This window comes from Bradyrhizobium sp. 186, from assembly GCF_023101685.1.
In the GTDB taxonomy this organism is placed as follows: domain Bacteria; phylum Pseudomonadota; class Alphaproteobacteria; order Rhizobiales; family Xanthobacteraceae; genus Bradyrhizobium.
On the sequence record NZ_CP082164.1, the window covers coordinates 3078289 to 3094973 of the forward strand.

At 62.3% G+C, this 16685-nt stretch carries 16 protein-coding genes and 2 pseudogenes; 7 read left to right on the plus strand and 11 right to left on the minus strand.

Translation table 11 applies throughout. The features are described from left to right. Positions 1-24: 24 nt before the first annotated feature. Positions 25-336: a TIR domain-containing protein gene (locus IVB18_RS51945; protein ID WP_346732636.1), complete on the minus strand. Its 312-nt coding sequence runs from the start codon at positions 334-336 to the stop codon at positions 25-27. Between the two features lie 224 nt (positions 337-560). Between IVB18_RS51945 and IVB18_RS14625 the strand changes: the two genes are divergently transcribed. Both IVB18_RS14625 and IVB18_RS14630 read left to right on the plus strand, forming a co-directional pair. Next, the gene (locus IVB18_RS14625; protein ID WP_247989755.1) at positions 561-1706 is read left to right on the plus strand and encodes an IS630 family transposase; all 1146 of its coding nucleotides are present in this window, start codon (positions 561-563) and stop codon (positions 1704-1706) included. A 1772-nt stretch (positions 1707-3478) separates the two neighbouring features. After that, positions 3479-3961 (plus strand): hypothetical protein, encoded by a 483-nt coding sequence (locus IVB18_RS14630; protein ID WP_247989756.1) that lies wholly within the window; start codon positions 3479-3481, stop codon positions 3959-3961. Between the two features lie 341 nt (positions 3962-4302). Here the strand turns inward: IVB18_RS14630 and IVB18_RS14635 are convergent, their stop codons facing one another. Then, complete coding sequence (locus IVB18_RS14635) at positions 4303-4527, minus strand: RlpA-like double-psi beta-barrel domain-containing protein (protein ID WP_346732666.1); 225 nt, start codon at positions 4525-4527, stop codon at positions 4303-4305. 46 nt (positions 4528-4573) lie between these two features. On the opposite strand from IVB18_RS14635, the gene IVB18_RS14640 reads away from it, so the two are divergent. From IVB18_RS14640 to IVB18_RS14650, 3 genes are read left to right on the plus strand one after another with little or no spacing between them, the layout of a single operon-like run. Next, positions 4574-4918: a transposase gene (locus IVB18_RS14640; protein ID WP_188106852.1), complete on the plus strand. Its 345-nt coding sequence runs from the start codon at positions 4574-4576 to the stop codon at positions 4916-4918. Next, complete coding sequence (tnpB, locus tag IVB18_RS14645; protein ID WP_082758020.1) at positions 4915-5262, plus strand: IS66 family insertion sequence element accessory protein TnpB; 348 nt, start codon at positions 4915-4917, stop codon at positions 5260-5262. Before IVB18_RS14640 ends, tnpB begins: the two co-directional genes overlap by 4 nt. 44 nt (positions 5263-5306) lie before the next feature. Beyond that, the gene (locus IVB18_RS14650; protein WP_247989757.1) at positions 5307-7043 is read left to right on the plus strand and encodes an IS66 family transposase; all 1737 of its coding nucleotides are present in this window, start codon (positions 5307-5309) and stop codon (positions 7041-7043) included. Between the two features lie 47 nt (positions 7044-7090). Here IVB18_RS14650 and IVB18_RS14655 read toward each other — a convergent pair whose 3' ends face one another. From IVB18_RS14655 to IVB18_RS14675, 5 genes and pseudogenes are all read right to left on the minus strand, one after another. After that, positions 7091-7306 (minus strand): hypothetical protein, encoded by a 216-nt coding sequence (locus IVB18_RS14655; protein WP_247989758.1) that lies wholly within the window; start codon positions 7304-7306, stop codon positions 7091-7093. Positions 7307-7364: 58 nt separating this feature from the next. Then, the gene (locus IVB18_RS14660) at positions 7365-7712 is read right to left on the minus strand and encodes a hypothetical protein (protein WP_247989759.1); all 348 of its coding nucleotides are present in this window, start codon (positions 7710-7712) and stop codon (positions 7365-7367) included. A gap of 399 nt (positions 7713-8111) precedes the next feature. Next, positions 8112-8409, minus strand: a pseudogene (locus IVB18_RS14665) (type II toxin-antitoxin system RelE/ParE family toxin). Beyond that, on the minus strand, positions 8406-8714 hold the full coding sequence (locus IVB18_RS14670) for a type II toxin-antitoxin system RelB/DinJ family antitoxin (protein ID WP_247989760.1): 309 nt from the start codon (positions 8712-8714) through the stop codon (positions 8406-8408). Before IVB18_RS14670 ends, IVB18_RS14665 begins: the two are co-directional and overlap by 4 nt. Positions 8715-8843: 129 nt before the next feature. Beyond that, positions 8844-9016 (minus strand): annotated as a pseudogene (locus IVB18_RS14675) (DUF736 family protein); the annotation flags it as partial. On the opposite strand from IVB18_RS14675, the gene IVB18_RS14680 reads away from it, so the two are divergent. Further along, entirely contained in the window at positions 9017-11140 is a 2124-nt protein-coding gene (locus tag IVB18_RS14680) for a winged helix-turn-helix domain-containing protein (RefSeq protein WP_247989761.1), read from the plus strand. It abuts the pseudogene before it with no gap. 92 nt (positions 11141-11232) lie between these two features. After that, on the plus strand, positions 11233-11811 hold the full coding sequence (locus IVB18_RS14685; RefSeq protein WP_247989762.1) for a hypothetical protein: 579 nt from the start codon (positions 11233-11235) through the stop codon (positions 11809-11811). Between the two features lie 75 nt (positions 11812-11886). On the opposite strand, the gene IVB18_RS14690 is transcribed toward IVB18_RS14685, so the two are convergent. The 4 genes from IVB18_RS14690 to IVB18_RS14705 form a co-directional block, all read right to left on the minus strand. Then, complete coding sequence (locus IVB18_RS14690; protein ID WP_247989763.1) at positions 11887-13206, minus strand: cytochrome c; 1320 nt, start codon at positions 13204-13206, stop codon at positions 11887-11889. 104 nt (positions 13207-13310) lie between these two features. Next, positions 13311-14957 (minus strand): GMC family oxidoreductase, encoded by a 1647-nt coding sequence (locus IVB18_RS14695; protein ID WP_247989764.1) that lies wholly within the window; start codon positions 14955-14957, stop codon positions 13311-13313. A gap of 34 nt (positions 14958-14991) precedes the next feature. Continuing rightward, positions 14992-15537: a sorbitol dehydrogenase family protein gene (locus IVB18_RS14700; RefSeq protein WP_256476768.1), complete on the minus strand. Its 546-nt coding sequence runs from the start codon at positions 15535-15537 to the stop codon at positions 14992-14994. Between the two features lie 54 nt (positions 15538-15591). Beyond that, positions 15592-16644 carry an alpha/beta hydrolase gene (locus tag IVB18_RS14705; protein WP_247989766.1) on the minus strand — a complete coding sequence of 351 codons (1053 nt, stop codon included), beginning with the start codon at positions 16642-16644 and terminating at the stop codon, positions 15592-15594. Positions 16645-16685: the final 41 nt, after the last annotated feature.

Genomic DNA, 16685 nt, shown 5'->3' on the forward strand with positions numbered 1-16685 from the left:
TATGGCTTTGTTCGATCTCATACTTCACCCACGACCGGTTCCAAGTCTCGGTGCCAGAACGGCCGTGACGCTGGTGTTTTGAAATTGATCATCGATCCAATTCTTAATGCCTCCTAAGCGCTTTTGGGCTTGTTCAAATTCGGCGGCGTCATAGAAGCGAGGTGCATCCCCACGTTCCCGTATGACCCAGGAATTCCGCACCTGTTGAATTCGTCTGACGTCGCGATCGTAATGGAAGCGGAAAAATACTCTGCGTGCGATTCCTGATGCGGAATCGTTGCAGTGATATCGACGTCGTTGCCGGCCGACAGGCGCCAGGCTGCCACCCCGTAGCACAAGGTCAGGTCAGGGCGAGGGCAAGCAGAAGCATAGAGACGAAATGGCTCACGCGCGTGTACCCGCAAATTCTGAAATTAGCAGCGAGAGCGAGCACAGTGGCCGATTCGAAGAATGCAGATGATTCTGACCTAGACGACCGATTCCATGAAATTGGCACTGATGGAACGGATGGTTTGTTGCGGGATTCCTCGTTTGTATTTGGCTGAACGAGGAGTGGCGTCATGGCGAAGTGGCGGCAAGCGGTCGAGTTGGCGCTGACCGATGAGGAGGCTGAAGTGTTGACGGCTCTTTCGCGGTCGAGGACGGAACCGGCGAGCCGGGTGTCGCGGGCAGCGATGCTGCTCGCCTACCTCGAACAGCCATCGTTCTTTGCCGTGGGACAACGGCTTCGCGTGCACCATCAGACGGTCCAACGCTGCGTCGAGCGAGCCGTGGCGTACGGCGCACTGGCGGCACTCGACGACCGACCGCGACCGGGCAGGGAGCCGGTGATCACGCCTGAGGCCAAGGCCTGGTTGGTGTCTTTGGCGTGCGACAAGGCCAAGGAGCACGGCTATCCACACGAGCTGTGGACGACGCGGCTTTTGGCCCGTCATGCGCGCGAGCACGGACCGGCGGCGGGGCACGAATGTCTCGCCCGTCTGGTTCAAGGCACGGTGTGCAAGCTTCTCGGCCAAGAGGCAATCAAGCCGCACAAGGTGCGCTACTATCTTGAAAATCGCGACGCCGCGTTCGAACAGAAGATGGCGGAGGTTCTGTGCGTCTATCGTGAAGTCGATGTCCTGAAAAAAGCCCCTGCCAGATCCAAGAAGCGGGGAAAACCGGTGGCGATCGTCTCTTGCGACGAGAAGCCGGGAATTCAGGCCATCGCGACCACGGCGCCGGATTTGCCGCCTGAGCCCGGCATCCACGCCACCTTTGCGCGGGATCATGAGTACAAACGCCATGGCACGCTCAGCCTGTTGGCCGGGATAGATCTGCTCACCGGAAAGGTCCACGCGCTCGTCAGAGATCGCCACCGCAGCCGCGAGTTCATCGAATTCCTCAAGCTTCTCGATGCCGCCTATCCGGCCAGCACCGCGATCAAGCTGATCCTCGACAATCATTCGGCACACATCTCGAGGGAAACCAGAGCCTGGCTCGACACCCGACCGGCAGGCCGCTTCGGCTTCACGTTCACGCCAAAGCACGGCTCCTGGCTCAACCTCATCGAGGGCTTCTTCTCCAAGTTTGCCCGCTCTGTCCTGCGTCACATCCGAGTGACATCAAAGCACGAACTCAAGGGACGCATCATGGCCGGCATCGACGACGTCAATCGCCATCCCGTCATCCACACCTGGTCCTATAAGCTTGTCGATGCAGCCTGATATGATTCGAACCATGGAAACGCTGACCTAGTGGCCGTTTTCCCCATCCTTATACGGGGCCAAAAGCGCTCACGATCCCGACCGTGATGGGGACGAGCGCGACGACTGTCCACAAAGCGGGCGAGCTGGAGGACAGGCCAATGACTAGTATCGTGATACCCATACCCACGAGCACCGCTGAGATGGCGTAGGCGACTGCTTTTTCCATCTGTCGATCCACAAAACAAAGGATCGATTGCACAAGCAGGATTCGGGGTGGACCGAAACGTTCCTATGCTGAAGGTACCGCGGAGTTTTTGCCGAGATGCAGGTAGCGGGGTAAAACCGCCTGATCGCTCATGCGACCGAAGCGAAGGCTCTTGTCGATCTGCTGTTGTACCCGGAGAAAAACTTCAGTGTGCTGCCGCAAGAGGTCACCCACGGCGCCGGCACGACCCAATCCCTGGCGTTCAACCTATTGCAGACAGTGCGGCTCTCACTCCGAGAAATAGCGAAGTAGGGCAAATACGGACTTGCTGGGCATCGCCCGCCGCGAGCTGTGGGCGTGGTGGAAACGACGGAAAGGCCCGCCAACACAACTTCTCCCTAGCCACGACACGCAGCCTGTCGCTCTCAGGCCCAAGGGATTGATAATTTGCGACGTGCTTCGGATGTCGCTTTGATACGGCATGCAGGCTCAAAAGATCAGCCGGACGATGTGCGGCTGTCCGACCTCGAGCCACGGTTCGTCTGCGGAGACTGCGGCCGGCGCGGCGCTGACGTGCGGCCGGATTTCAATTGGGCCGGACTGCCGATCGCCGCCATGGGATATCGATAGCCGGAGCAAAGACGGCCCCGGCCGGGGGGCTTTTGGGGTGTGGAGGCCGGGGCCGCTGGAGGTGCTTGGGGTCTAGAGCCAAGCGACTGTGAGCATACTAGCCTCAAACCGATGTTCTGTTCGCTTCAGCACATTGACGATCGTGTTCCAACCGCACAAGCTGGGCCTTTTGGTCGGCGTTTATTCTGATCTTTGGCTGTGAGAACAGGTGGTCACGAGAAGCATGGTTCGGCTGCATTGCCAATCTTGGCCCAACATTGGTTCAAAGACTCCGCGAGGAGTGCCGATTGCCATAGTGGCACCAGCCGCTACCAGAACAGCGGATGTCAGTGCGAACAATCGAGAGGTCGTCCAATTAATCTTCATGGCGCTTCCCTCCAGTTGAGGCGCACATGCTACGCTTGGTGACACAAGCCGCTTGTGAACTACGTCACACGGCTTCCTCAACGATCATCACACCCGCGTGCAGGGGGCCCGCCAGCGTGAACCGCCTAAACGAAATAGGCCGCCATGGGAGGCGGCCTTTAGTTCATCTTCCTGCGGAGCTTCTTGATGAGCGCGTCTGCCGCAATTCTTATCGGGCTCCCGATGGTGCAGGGAAACGACCGCAGCCGTGGGCAAGGCAGGCTGAGGCCGTCCACTACATGGGGAACGGCGCCGGAGCCATCCTTCAATGAGCTCGATTGCCAATTGTTCCCAAAGAAGGGGCGCCGGGGAACAAGGGGCATCGATCATCCGGACATCAAAATGAACCTGGCACGGTCCTTGCTAGCAAGATGGATATCCGGGATTTTGTTAGTTCCCTCTCGGGGCTGGACTGATCGCCGCCGGGACAATGCATTTGGATCCCGGCGGCGTATTCATTCGGCTACAGGCTCAAAGCCGATACAGACGCTTGCCGAGCATTGCGAGGCACATGCTGGCCCTCAACGCCTAGCTTGCCAGCCTGAGGCGCATGGTTACGGCGAGAAGCTGGATCATCCTCTGCCGGGTCGTCGTCCTCAAGCTCGCTGTCGTCGCCTTCGTCGTCGGGCTCCAGTTCCATATGGTTTTCGGTCGCGTCCAGAAACCGGATAAGCCGGGCAATCTCGTCTCTGGCCTCCTTGCGGAGTCTCCCGATAGCCTGGAAGATTTGCTCGGGGGGAAGATGGCGCTGACGACGTCGTCCTTGTCCGGGAAATTCTCCGGCAACCTGACGTCGGACGACGTTATCGCTAAGCTACGCGCCGCGAGCTCCTCGCAGATCCACGAACTACCGGCCGGTAAGATCAAGACCTACAAGGCCGTCAAGGACCGCACGGGGCGCTCGCTAATCGTCGACAGCACGGGCCACATTGCAGAGGTTGCGAGCTCGTTAGACGGGCAGCCGAAGCCAAAGGTCGTTGCTGGACAGCGTACCGGCCGGCGTGGCTATCTCCATATCGAGGACGCGAAATGAGCCGGGCTCGTCATCATACAGGTAGCGAAGGTGCCAGACCGGGCCAAGTTCTGGTGTAACGGCGAAGTCATCTAAGGCAGTCGCGACGTATCGAACGGCATCGCGATGTGCTATCGGCGCGGAGAACATCGCGTCCAGCAGCGTGGCAAGGCTCATACCTTCAAGGAGCATGGTTCGCGCGACTTCGTCTCCGTAGACGAGCCTGAGGGCCGATACGAGGGCCGCGATAGCGTCAGGGTTCTTTAGAGGCACGGCAGATTCGTTTCAGGCCAAAAGCCGGACCATTGACGCAAGGGCGCGCGGGCGGCGGTTGCGTGTTTTCGCAGGGCCATGGACGTCCGCTACAACACCTCAGCACGAACCTGAGCCATGCCACGATCCGTAATCCCCCAGCTGCGCGTGGCGGCGAGCGAGAGGTCGAGGACGCGGCCACGGACCCATGGTCCGCGATCGGTGATACGAACCACCACCGCTTCGCTCGCAGTGGATCGCAAACGGACATAATACCCGGTCGTCAGGTTGATCGTACGCCCACGATGAAGGCCGCCTTGTTCTGAGAGGCGGATTGAGCACTCATAAGCACGTGTTTAAGAGCGAGCTTAAGAGCGATTGATGGGTCAGATTTCGGTGCTGACGGGGCCGGAACGCCGGCGGCGTTGGAGCGAGGATGAGCGGTGCCGGATCGTTGCGGAGGCCTTTGCGCCGGGATCGTGTGTGGCGCAGGTTGCGCGGGATCACGATATTTCAACGGGGCTGATTTACACCTGGCGGCGTCGGCTTCGCCAGGACCTTGCTGACCAGGGCTTTGTGGAAGCGGCGATGGAAGCGGAGCCGATCAAGGAAGCGGCACCGTCCGGTGAAGTGATCGTGGTGGAATTGACGGGGAGCGGACGGATCAGGATTTGCGGGTCGGCGCCGCCCTTGCTGGTGTCGGCGGTGTTGAAGGCGCTGCGATGATTCCGATCCCCTCTGGCGTGCGGGTATGGCTGGCGACGGGCCATACCGATATGCGGCGCGGCTTTCCGAGCCTGGCTTTGCAGGTGCAGGAGGTCTTGAAGCATGACCCACTGGGGGGTCATTTGTTTTGCTTCAGGGGGCGCCGTTCAGATCTGATAAAAATCATCTGGCACGATTCTCAGGGAGCGTGCCTGTTTACAAAAAGACTCGAAAGAGGAAGATTCATCTGGCCTTCGGCTGCCGGTGAAGCCGTGACGATCTCTCCGGCGCAGCTTTCTTACCTGCTATCTGGGATCGACTGGCGGAATCCTCAAGAAACTTTGCGTCCAACGCGAGTTGGATAGCATTCTGCGATTGAACCTACCGGGAAATCTGATTCACTGGCTTCATGAGTTTGAAGCCGGATGACCTTCCTTCGGATCTCGCCAGCGCCCAGGCGGCGCTGTTGATCGAACGTGAGGCGTTGCGGGCTGAACGCGACGCGCGGCTGAGGGTCGAGGTCGAACGCGATGCGGCCGCGGCGAAGGTCAGCCGGATACAGGCCGAAGCCATCAATTGGCAAGCCGAAGCGGCCAACGCGCGGGCGAAGCTGTCGGACAATGAGGCGCTGATCGCGCATCTCGAGCTGCGGATCGAGAAGCTCAAACGCGAACTGTACGGGCCGCGTTCCGAGCGCACGGCGCGGCTGATCGAGCAGTTGGAATTGGAACTTGAAGAACTCGTCACCACGGCGAGCGAGGATGAGCTCGCCGCGCAGGCCGCGGCGGCAAAGGCGCAGAGCGTACGCGCCTTCACGCGCAAGCGGCCGGTGCGCAAGCCATGGCCGGATGACATCGAACGCGAGCGCGTCGTCATTGAGGCTCCAACGAGCTGCGCCTGCTGCGGTGGATCGCGGCTGGCGAAGATCGGTGAGGATGTGACCAAGACGCTGGAGGAGATCCCGCGCCGCTTCAAGCTGATCGAGACGGTACGCGAGAAGTTCACCTGCCGCGATTGCGAGAAGATCAGCCAGCCGCCCGCGCCGTTCCATGCCACGCCGCGCGGCTTCATCGGCCCACAATTGCTGGCGACGATCCTGTTCGACAAGTTCGGCATGCATATCCCGCTCAACCGCCAGAGCGCGCGCTTTAAGGCCGAGGGGATCGACCTGCCGTTGTCGACCCTGGCCGACCAGGTCGGCCACGGGACCTTTGCCGTCATGCCGCTCTTCCACTTGATCGAACGCCATGTACTCGCGGCCGAGCGCCTGCATGGCGACGACACCACCATCCGTATCCTGGCGAAGGGCAAGTGCACGACCGGGCGGATCTGGACTTATGTGCGGGATGACCGGCCCTTCGCCGGGCCTGCGCCGCCGGCGGCGGTCTATTACGCCTCGAGCGACCGACGAGGCGAGCACCCCCAGAAGCATCTGGCCGCCTTCGCCGGTATCCTGCAAGCCGATTGCTACAACGGCTTCGAGCCGCTGTTCGACCCGCAAAAGAAAGCGATGCCGATCACACCGGCGTTTTGCCTGGCCCATGCGCGGCGGGGCTTCTTCGAGCTGGCTGACATCGAGAAAAATGCTCGGGAAGGTAAGAAGGGCAAACCGGTCTCTCCGATCGCGCTGGAGGCGGTCAGACGCCTCGATGCGTTGTTCGAGATCGAGCGCGCCATCAATGGCTGCGGCGCCGACGAGCGGCGCGCCGTGCGCCAGGAAAAGAGCAAGCCGCTTCTCGAGGACATGCACGCCTGGTTGCTGCGTGAGCGCGAAACCCTCTCGCGCTCCTCCGAGGTCCTGAAGCCTATGAACTACATGCTCAGGCGCTGGGACGACTTCGCCCGCTTCCTCGACGATGGCAGGATCTGCTTGACCAACAATTGCGCTGAGCGCGCATTGAGGGGCATCGCATTGGGAAGGCGCAACTGGACCTTCGCCGGCAGCCAGCGTGGCGCCGACCGTGCCGCCATCATGCTGACGATGATCACGACCTGTCGCCTCAACGACGTCGATCCCAAGGCCTGGCTCGCCGACGTCCTCGCCCGTATCGCCGATCTTCCCGCGTCGCGTCTGCACGAACTGCTGCCCTGGGAATGGAAGCTCCTGCGCCAAGCCGACAAGCCCGCCGGTCAGCAGGCCGCCTGACCTTCACGCAACGCCATCATAGAGCTCGCCGTGCCCGCGCGCATGCGTCAATCAGGCGGTCCTCGTCGTATGCGTACGGTTGATCTGTCGTCGCCGCTCGTGGAGATGCCGAAATCCCGCGCGGCAAGCTCCAGCTCGAGATCGCTAATACGTTCGAAGATGTGAGCAACGATTTCCTCTAACGCTTCGGCGGTCAGGGATTGAATGCCCCGCAACGCAAGCTCGTCTCTAAGAACTTTCGCCACAATCAATTGGATGGCCATTTGGATTTACAATCCTAAAAGCCGTGATCCAACCGCAGCTGCGGGCGAACGCAAGGGGTCAACGCGCCGGCAGCCGATCGACCATGGCGGCAATGACCCGGGGCGGCGGCGTGATGCCCGACAGCTTCCAGGCTGTCCCCTCAAAATGCATGCTGATGCTGCCGGCATTTTCGCCCGGGCCCAGTGTGAGCGAAAATTCGCCAGGCTTGACCGGAGTGATCCGTCCGATAACAGCGAACACATTTGAAGCATCGAAGTTGGCTAACGACGCCATCGTGCCAAAGCTTATGTTGTCAGCCGCATTGCGAACAGTCCCGCTTCTCACGAGCACAGATAGATTCTCCGGCGATGTGAGCTTGGTCGCGAAATCGTCTGCCTTCGATGTGCCGAGCGTGTTTATCGCCATTCTCCATTGGTCGACAGGAGGTGCCGCGTCTCCGTCGCGGCGCCTCTAGGATCCATCTTCACGCCTAACCGCGGTGCGACTCTGATCGGCCTCGTGGGAGGACATCAGCACGACATCACGATCTCGCACGCATGGAGCGCATCTGCCTTGATCTGGCGGCGGAGAGCAGCCCGCCTGGCGAGGCCGCTGCGCTGCGGGAAATGGCCGCAAACTACGGTCGCGAGGTTGCGAAACTGACCGTGGGTAGGACCGTAGATTACTTGCGACGCAGACGGAAAAGGCACGCGATTTTAATGAGGTTGACAGGACACCCCTTCCGCCGAACCCGGAGCATTAAGAAGAATAGCCGCAAAAAGGGATCCAGCTCCGGTCGCAGGACACTACTGTACTTAGCCGGCATCAATCGTCATTGGTAAGTTCGTCGGGCCACATCTGCGCGCCGTGAAGCACGCGCAAGATGCGAACAGTATCACCGTCGACCAGGTAGGCCGCGACATAAGGTGTGCGCGGGATGACCAACTCGCGCGCGCCAGCGACACGCCCGGGCCGGCCACTGTCGGGAAAGTCGAGCAGGCGCCGCGCGGCATCGGCAATCTGTTCATCAACATGAACCGCGGCACGGGGATTCTCGGCTTCGATGTAGCTGAAAATGCCCGTCGCGATCGGACAACGCGAAGCGCGACCAGACGAGTTTCACCGTTCATGCTCCGCCGCTTTTCGAAGCGCAGCGGCACGGCGTTGCGCGAAATGCGCTTCGACCTCGGAATCATCGAGATTGGGCCGGGTATCCGCCAGCGCCTGGCGCACCTTCTCACGAAACCAGCTATCGTAAGCTTGGCTGTTGCTCACGAGCTCCAGCGGAAGCATCCCTTCGTTAGCCGTGCGTGTCAGCAGGATCCGCACAGCGTCGGATACCGTGAGACCCATGTTTTCCAGAACCGCGGTAGCCTTTTCCTTTACGTCCGCATCGATTCGGGTTTGGACAAGGGCATTCGAAGCCATAGCGACCTCCTTTATTCGCGGCTAATGTAATGCATTTGAATGACATGCGCCAGAGACGTCACAGCCCCGTGACCGGGGATCACAGCGGCAAAACGGCCCGCCTTTCGGCGGGGCCGCTGGCTCGGCGCCTCAATCTCGGCTGGGGCGGGACCAGATGAGCTGGAGACCTTCCTGGCCTTCCACCTCGATGAGGGTGGCGTAGATCGGAGCGTGGGGAAGCTCGGATCGTCCAGCTTGACCGACAGGTAATCGCGCTCGGTGTCCTTCGCGGTCTTCTGCCAAGCCGCTCCCAGCTCGACGTTATGTCGTGCACCACATTTTCCCTGAGATCGCGGCTGCTCGAGAAGGACGGCGTGCGGGTGAGGCTCGGCAGCCGCGCGATCGACATTTTGCGCCTGCTCGTCAGCCGCGCCGGCGAAGTGATCCCGAAGGACGAGATTCTCAGCTATGCGTGGTCGGGCCTCGCGGTCGAGGAGATCAGCCTGCGGGTTCACATCGCCGAATTGCGCAAGGCGCTCGGCGACGGCAAGGACGGCGCGCGCTACATCACGAACGTTCCGAGCCGGGGTTACTGCTTCACCGCCCCGGTGCAACGGAGTGCGCGAGCGGCAGCGCCGGCACTGGTGCCTGTGCGGCCGGAGAGACCGGCTGCGTCATTGCCGCATCGCCTGGATCGGATGATCGGCCGGGACGACGTCCTGCCAAAACTGTCCGCGCACCTGCTGAGCGAACGCTTCGTCACGCTACGAGGCCCCGGCGGTATCGGCAAGACCACCGTCGCGATTGCGCTGGCGCACGACATGTGGGAGGCTTTCGAGGGTAACGTTCATTTCCTCGATCTCGGTCCGCTGACGGACGTGGCGCTGGTCGCGAGTACGGTTGCAGCCGTGCTCGGCCTCGTCGTTCACGACGCCGATCCGACCGACAGCATCGTCAGCTTCCTCGGCAACCGCCGTCTTCTTCTCATCCTCGACAGTTGCGAGCACGTCATCGACGGGGTCGCGCGTCTCGCAGAGAGTATTTTTCGCGAGGCGCCCGGCATCGCCATCCTCGCAACCAGTCGCGAGCAGCTATCGGTGGAAGGCGAACAGATTTTCGAGCTTGCTGCGCTGCCGGGCCCGCCGCAGGGCGCCCGCCTCAGCGCTGGCGAAGTGCTGAGCTATCCCGCTGCGCGCCTCTTCGTCGATCGCGCCGCCGCGGCGGGGCATCCGGCCGACATCACGGAGGAGGATGCGGACGTTCTCGCGGAGATCTGCGGCAAGCTCGACGGCATCGCGCTCGCGATCGAGCTCGCTGCCGCGCGCGTCAGCCTCTATGGATTACGAGAAACGGCCGCGCTGCTCGATAGCCGCTTGCAGCTCGAGTGGCGCGGGCGGCGAACGGCGCCGCCGCGGCAGCAGACGCTCGGCGCCACGCTCGACTGGAGTTTCGGCCTGATCGGCGAAGGAGAGCGGAGCGCGCTTCAGCGGCTCGCCGTCTTCGCAGGTCCCTTCACGCTCCAGGGCGCGATAGCGATCGCGGCCGATGAGGGTGCGCCGATCGATGGCGTCGTCGATGCGCTGGAGCAGCTCGTGGCCAAGTCGCTGATATCGTCGCGGCCGGACGGCACATCGCGGCGCTATCGGCTGCTGGATGCCACGCGCGCCTATGCCATGCAGAGGCTCAGCGCCGGCGGTGAGGTGCAGGCGACCGCGCGCCGGCACGCAAAATACGTTCAGCACGTACTCGAAGCCGGTATGACGGAACAGGGCGGCGGCGATCAGTCCTCCCGCCGGCAGGAGCGCGCGAGCCCGCTCGCCGATGCCCGCGCGGCGCTGCAATGGGTTTATGCCAATGACGATGGCGCCGAGCTGCGCGTGCCGCTCGCAGGCGCCTGCGCGAGGATGTTCGTCGAGCTCAACCTGCTCAATGAGGCGCGAATCTGGTCCGGCCGCGCGCTTGCGATGCTCGACGACACCGGCCGCGGCGGCCGATGGGAGCTCGAGCTCCAGTCGGCGCTCGGCCACGCCTCCATGTTCACGGAGCGCAACAGCGAGCAGGCCGAGGACGCGCTCCGTCGCGGGCTGGAGATCGCGCAGGCGCGCGGCGATCGCGCCGACACGTTCAGGCTACTGGCGCGCCTCAACATGTTCTATCGCCGGACCGGCAAATACCGGCAGTTACTGCCGATCGCCCTCGAGCCTGAGAGGAACGCGCGCCTGATCGGAGACGCCGCGGGCGTTGCCGGCGCAAAGGCCATCCTCGGTGTGTCCCACTATCTCGTCGGCAATCAGATCGAGGCGCAGTTTCATCTCGAGGAAGGCGTGCGAGACGAAGTGGCGCTGCGCGGACTCCAGCCGGATTACTTCGGCCGCAGATTCCGCTTGCGCGTGTCTTGTGGTTGCGCGGGTTTCCCGATCGGGCGGTCGCATGCGTTCGCCCGCTGATCGACGACGCCAGGCCGCGCGACGTCGTCATGCACTGCATTGCCCTCGGCTGGTCCGCGACACTGTTTACATGGATCGGCGACTGGGACGCCGTGGAGGCGATGACCGGCCGTCTGGCGGCTCATGTCAGCCTTCATGGGCTGACGCCCTTCGAGGCGATCACCGCCGCCTTTCGCGCGCAGACCATGATCGCCCGCGGCGAGCTGGAGCCCGGAATCGAAGGGTTGCGGACGGCGCTGCGGCGCCTGCATGCCGATCACTACGAGCTTTATGCGTCTGCGTTCGTGGTGGAGCTGTCGCAGGGTCTGGCGGGGCTTGGACAGCTGCCAGAAGCGCTCGAGGTCTTGCACGACACCATTGCGCGGGTCGAACAGGAGGGCGGAGGGTTCGACATGCCCGAGCTGTTGCGTCTGCGGGGAGAGCTTGAAGCGCACAGCGGAAATCTCGAAGCGGCAGACGCAAGCCTTGCCTTGTCGGCCGCACTGGCCGAACGACAGGGCGCATTGTCCTGGCGGCTGCGGACGGAAATGTCGCTCGTGCGGCTTCGGGGCCGGCAGGGCGTCCAAAATCCGACCGAAGAACTTGCCAAAACCTATGACCGGTTCTCGGAGGGGTTCGAGACCGCCGATTTGAAGGCCGCACGGCTTATGCTGAATGAGCGGGCTGCCTGATCGGGTCGAAGCGAAAGCCCGCGACGTCGATAAATCCCCGCCTATCCGAAAAGTCATGCCGGACCGAACTGGACATCAGGTGGAAACCTTTCGTCTGCGGGCGATGAAAAAGGCAATGCCCAAGAATACGACGACCGCTCCGGCTGCCATGCTCCCGCGGACGATCGCGAGCAGTGGCGAGGAGGGGCCGCCTTGGCGTCCCTCGGCGACCTGTTGTTCGGTGATGGCGGTGCCGGCAGACCCATAGTGGGTGAGCACATAGTTGCCCAGCGCCACGATGTGGCGATCGCTGAGTGCATTGGCATCGGTCGAGCGACCGCCGAAGCCGGGCATGAAGGCCTGTCCGTCCGATGTCGTACGATTCACGCCGTACAGGATGGTAGCAATGAGATTGGCCGCATTGTTGGCGCCAGTGGCCGAGTTCGAGAACAGGCTTGGATAGTAACCGTCCTTGCTGCCTTGTCCTTCAGCCGAATGGCAGGAGGCGCAATTGCCTTGAAACAGCATTGCGCCGCTTGGATCGGAATCGCTATCGGACCTGATGCCGTCGCGTCCGCGCAGCTCTGCGAGTTCGGAGAACATCTCTCCGGCCGAGAATCGGGAAATGCCGTCGGCTGGATCGCGGACGGCCGGAACAGTCCTGACATACGTCGCGATGGCGTCGAGGTCCGCGGCGGCAAGGTGCTGGAAACTGTCCTCGACAGCTTCGCCCATGCTTCCGGCCGCCTGCGCCCTTCCTGACAGATGTCCCGTGCGCAGGTATGCGACGAGCTCGTCCTTGGTCCAGCTCCCAATGCCACTTACCGGATCCGACGTGATGTTCGGCGCGTACCAGGGCCCGACCTGTGCGCCTGACAACGCTCGGCTGCTCTCTTCCTGCATCAGAAAGCCGCGTGGCGTGTGACAGGTGCCACAATGCGCCGCTCCCTGCACGAGATAGGCGCCCCGATTCCATTCCGGCGATTGACGCGGGTCTGGCACAAAGGTTGCCGAGTCCAGGAACAGCAGGTTCCAGGCGATCATCGACGCGCGGATGTTCATCGGAAACGGAAGCCGGGTCGGCGGCGGACGCTGTTCGACCGCCGTTACCGCCTGCGTGAAGTACAGATAGAGCGCATGTGCGTCCTCCTCCGTGAACTTCGCATAGGACGTGTACGGCATCGCAGGATAGAGGTTGGCGCCATCGCGCCGAACGCCGCGACGGAGCGCTCGCGAGAAATCTTGCTCCGTGTAGCGCCCGATCCCGAGATCAGCCGATGGCGTGATATTGGTCGAATAGATGGTGCCGAGCGGCGTCGGGATGGGGAGTCCGCCGGCGAAGGCTTTGCCGCCTGGCGCGGTGTGGCAGGCGCCGCAGTCGGCGGCCGTTGCGAGATATTCCCCGCGCTTGATCATGGCAGCCGTTTGATTCGGCGGCTCTGCGGCCTGACAAGTGCTGGCCGCGGTTGCAGCGAAGCAGATGAGCAGTACGCTGAGGTGGTGACTTGAGTTGCCCATGATCAGCCGTGCCTGAGTTGGTCGGTGATCGCGTCCGCCGCCTTCAGAGCCAGCGCCGCCATGGTGAGAGTGCTGTTCGAAGCCGTTGCGCTCGGCATCGCACCGCCGCCAGGCAAGAACAAATTGGGGTGATCGTGCGCGCGACAGTCGGCATCCACCACCGCCGTCGCCGGTTCGGTCCCCATGACGCAGCCGCCCATGATGTGGTCGCTGTTGAGAAACTCGGGGGACAGCTGGAATTTGGTGGCGCCGAGTTCGGCTGCCAACTGCTGTAGTCGCGGCACGGTGTATTCTCCGGCGCTTTGACGCACATAGTCGCCGACGTCGTAATAGATGTTGGGCTTGTTGATGCCGAGCCAGTCTTTCTGGCTGGACAGCGTCAATCGGTTATTCGCTGAAGGCAGGATCTCGTGCTCCACGGTCAATCTCGCCGTGCAAGCGGAGAGCCGCCGGATCTCGGCATCCAGGGCCTTGCCGACCAGGCCTTTTTTCAACGCGGCGGCTGCGCCGAGCGGGCTGCGGGCGAAATTTTCCATACGGAACATCGCTCCGGCATAGCGGCTGCGGAATTCACCCTGGGTGGTATTGAGTATGCTGCTGCTCTGAACCGGCCCGACGCCTGTCCATAGCGGTTCTCTGAGCTCCAGCTCCGCGGTGAGCTTGGGCTGGTCCATCATGTTGCGCCCAACCTGATCGGAGCTGTTCGCCACGCCGTTGGGATTGCGCTCGTCCTTGGACAGCAACAGCAGCTTTGGCGTTTCGATGCCGTTGCAGGCAATCGCGAAGAGTCTGGCAGTGACCTTGTGCGAGCGCTTGTCCGGATCGAAGAAGTGAACCGCGTCGATCGCATTCTTCTCGCCCGTCTCGATTCGATAGACGACCGCGTTGGCGAGAATCCTGCCGCCCTTGGCCTCGATCTTCGGCAAGGCCGTCGCCGCATCGTATTTGGCGGCGATCGGGCAGACGGGAAAACAGTTGTTGTTGCCGCAGCACGCCGGCCGGCCGTCGTAGGACACGCCGCTATTGCGTGCCTGAGGCGCTGGCAAGTTGATCATCCCGATTCTCGCGGCGGCCTCCGTGAAACGATGCTCACCGGGACCGAAGGGAATTGGTCCCATGGGGTAGGGTTTTGAGCGTTTTCCATTCGCCGGCCATTGATGCGCCGGGTCGGATGGACCGCTTACGCCGATCGCGTATTCCGCGCGGGTGTAATAGGGCTCGATAATTTCGTGGCTGAATGGCCAGTCCCGGCCGACCCCATAAAGGCTCTTCAGGCGCATGTCCTCGGGCGTCACGCGCCAGCAGATTCCGGCCCAATGCCACGTTGCGCCACCTGCATAGCGGACATAGCCCTGGAGATAAGCGCGGGCATTCGGCCCTTCCAGTTGAAGATATTGCTCCTGCTCTTTGGCCGTGCGCGTTTCGAGGTGCGGCGCCCACGGTTTCGGCGGATAGGGCGCATTCCAGTGAAACAGCCGCAGGCTCGGCGGCAGGTTCCGGTAATTCTCGACGATCCGCCAACGATCGACGCGAGGACCGGCTTCGAGCATCAGCACGGACAAGCCGGCGTCCAGAGCCTGTTGCGCGATCAGGCAACCGACCACGCCGGTTCCCACGATGACGACGTCTGCACTGTAATCGCTGGCCATCTGGACAATTCCCGTTTGTTCGAGAGAACCGCGTTCAAAATTCAGGCATGCTGCTCAGCGGGGGCGCCTCGGCGGTCCAACGGTTCGGCCCGGAGATCGCGTAGGAGGGAATGGTCATGACGTCCCTAGTCGGCTGGTACATCAGCGCATACTCGTAGGCGAACACCTCGGCATCGGGCGCGTCGGTTACGACGCCGAGATACCAGGCGGAAATGATCGCAAGCGCAGTCTCTTTGAGCGGGCCTTCCGGCACGTCGGCGAAGAAATCCTCGACGACCCCCGCGTTCTTTTGTCGTGCGATGGAAAGCAGCCCGTCAATTTGCTCCGACAGCGACGGATTCAACGTGCCCATCGCCGCACCCATGCGCTTCCCGATCTCGTCTTTGAGGCGATGGGGGACCAGCAGAGACGAAATTTCCATGAATCGCGCCGCGGATTGATCCGACCACGAAGTCGGAGCCGCAATAGCGGCCAGCGTTGGCAATGCGGCAAACCCACCGATCAAGAGCCCGCCTAGCAACACGTCGCGGCGAGCGAGATTGAATGCCGTAGGACAGTCGTCGCGGTATTGGTCAGGCATATGCGTACACCTCGCTGTTAGTCGGCGTCATCGGGGTCCCTGGCGCTACGCCGATCAGGCGTCCGCAGCCACGGCGATAATCGATTCCGCAAACGCGACCGGCGCTTCCTGCGGCAAATTGTGTCCGACACCGCCTTTGATGGTCCGGTGCGAATATCGGCCGGAGAACTTTTTGGCGTAGGCTGACGGCTCCGGATGCGGCGCGCCGTTGGCGTCACCCTCCATCGTGATGGCGGGCACGGTGATCACGGGAGCCTGCGCCAGCCGCCTCTCTTCATCGTCGTATTTCGCTTCGCCCTCGGCGAGTCCGAGCCGCCAGCGGTAATTGTGGATCACGATCGCGACATGGTCCGGATTGTCGAAAGCCCTGGCGCTGCGCTCAAATGTGGTGTCGTCGAAGTGCCATTGCGGCGAAGCGAGCTGCCAGATCAGCTTCGAGAAATCCCGACGATATTTGTCGTAGCCGTCACGGCCGCGTTCGGTCGCGAAGTAGAACTGATACCACCATTGAAGCTCTGCCTTTGGCGGCAGCGGCATCCTGCCGGCCTGCTGGCTGCCGATCAGATAGCCGCTCACCGAGACCATCGCCTTGACGCGCTCCGGCCAAAGCGCAGCCATGATGTTGGTGGTCCGCGCGCCCCAGTCGAAGCCGGCGATCGTGGCCTTGTTGATCTTGAGCGCGTCCATCAGCGCGACGACGTCAGCCGCGATTGCCGATGGTTGCCCGTTCCGCATCGTCGCGTCGGACAGGAAGCGTGTGGTGCCGTAACCGCGCAAGTAAGGCACGATCACGCGATGGCCGACCGCGGCGAGCAGCGGCGCGACATCGACGAAACTGTAGATATCGTAGGGCCAGCCGTGGAGCAGGATCACGGGCGAACCGTCCGCGGGACCCACCTCGGCGTAGCCGACGTTGAGCAATCCGGCATCGATCTGCTTCAGGGACGCGAACGACGTATTGGTTCTCGGCTTGATGGCGCTCGCAGATCTCACCGGCTTCGCCGTCTCCGCCGCGGCCGTTGCGCTCAGCGAAAGCTGGGCTGCTGCAAGTGTCATGGCCGCGCTGCCGAAGAAGCGGCGTCGTTCACGGTTGATATTGTCGGACATGCGTGTCTCCTGTGGTCGTTGCATTGTACGACGCGTGGCAG

Excerpts from the sequence above, each read along its gene's own strand:
- IVB18_RS14690 (WP_247989763.1), bottom strand. The coding sequence starts at position 13,206 with ATGATCAAGCGCGGGGAATATCTCGCAACGGCCGCCGACTGCGGCGCC.
- tnpB (WP_082758020.1), top strand. The coding sequence starts at position 4,915 with ATGATTCCGATCCCCTCTGGCGTGCGGGTATGGCTGGCGACGGGCCAT.
- IVB18_RS14640 (WP_188106852.1), top strand. The coding sequence starts at position 4,574 with ATGGGTCAGATTTCGGTGCTGACGGGGCCGGAACGCCGGCGGCGTTGG.
- IVB18_RS14680 (WP_247989761.1), top strand. The coding sequence starts at position 9,017 with ATGTCGTGCACCACATTTTCCCTGAGATCGCGGCTGCTCGAGAAGGAC.
- IVB18_RS14670 (WP_247989760.1), bottom strand. The coding sequence starts at position 8,714 with ATGGCTTCGAATGCCCTTGTCCAAACCCGAATCGATGCGGACGTAAAG.
- IVB18_RS14650 (WP_247989757.1), top strand. The coding sequence starts at position 5,307 with ATGAGTTTGAAGCCGGATGACCTTCCTTCGGATCTCGCCAGCGCCCAG.
- IVB18_RS14625 (WP_247989755.1), top strand. The coding sequence starts at position 561 with ATGGCGAAGTGGCGGCAAGCGGTCGAGTTGGCGCTGACCGATGAGGAG.
- IVB18_RS14660 (WP_247989759.1), bottom strand. The coding sequence starts at position 7,712 with ATGGCGATAAACACGCTCGGCACATCGAAGGCAGACGATTTCGCGACC.
- IVB18_RS14705 (WP_247989766.1), bottom strand. The coding sequence starts at position 16,644 with ATGTCCGACAATATCAACCGTGAACGACGCCGCTTCTTCGGCAGCGCG.
- IVB18_RS14630 (WP_247989756.1), top strand. The coding sequence starts at position 3,479 with ATGGTTACGGCGAGAAGCTGGATCATCCTCTGCCGGGTCGTCGTCCTC.
- IVB18_RS14700 (WP_256476768.1), bottom strand. The coding sequence starts at position 15,537 with ATGCCTGACCAATACCGCGACGACTGTCCTACGGCATTCAATCTCGCT.
- IVB18_RS14655 (WP_247989758.1), bottom strand. The coding sequence starts at position 7,306 with ATGGCCATCCAATTGATTGTGGCGAAAGTTCTTAGAGACGAGCTTGCG.
- IVB18_RS14695 (WP_247989764.1), bottom strand. The coding sequence starts at position 14,957 with ATGGCCAGCGATTACAGTGCAGACGTCGTCATCGTGGGAACCGGCGTG.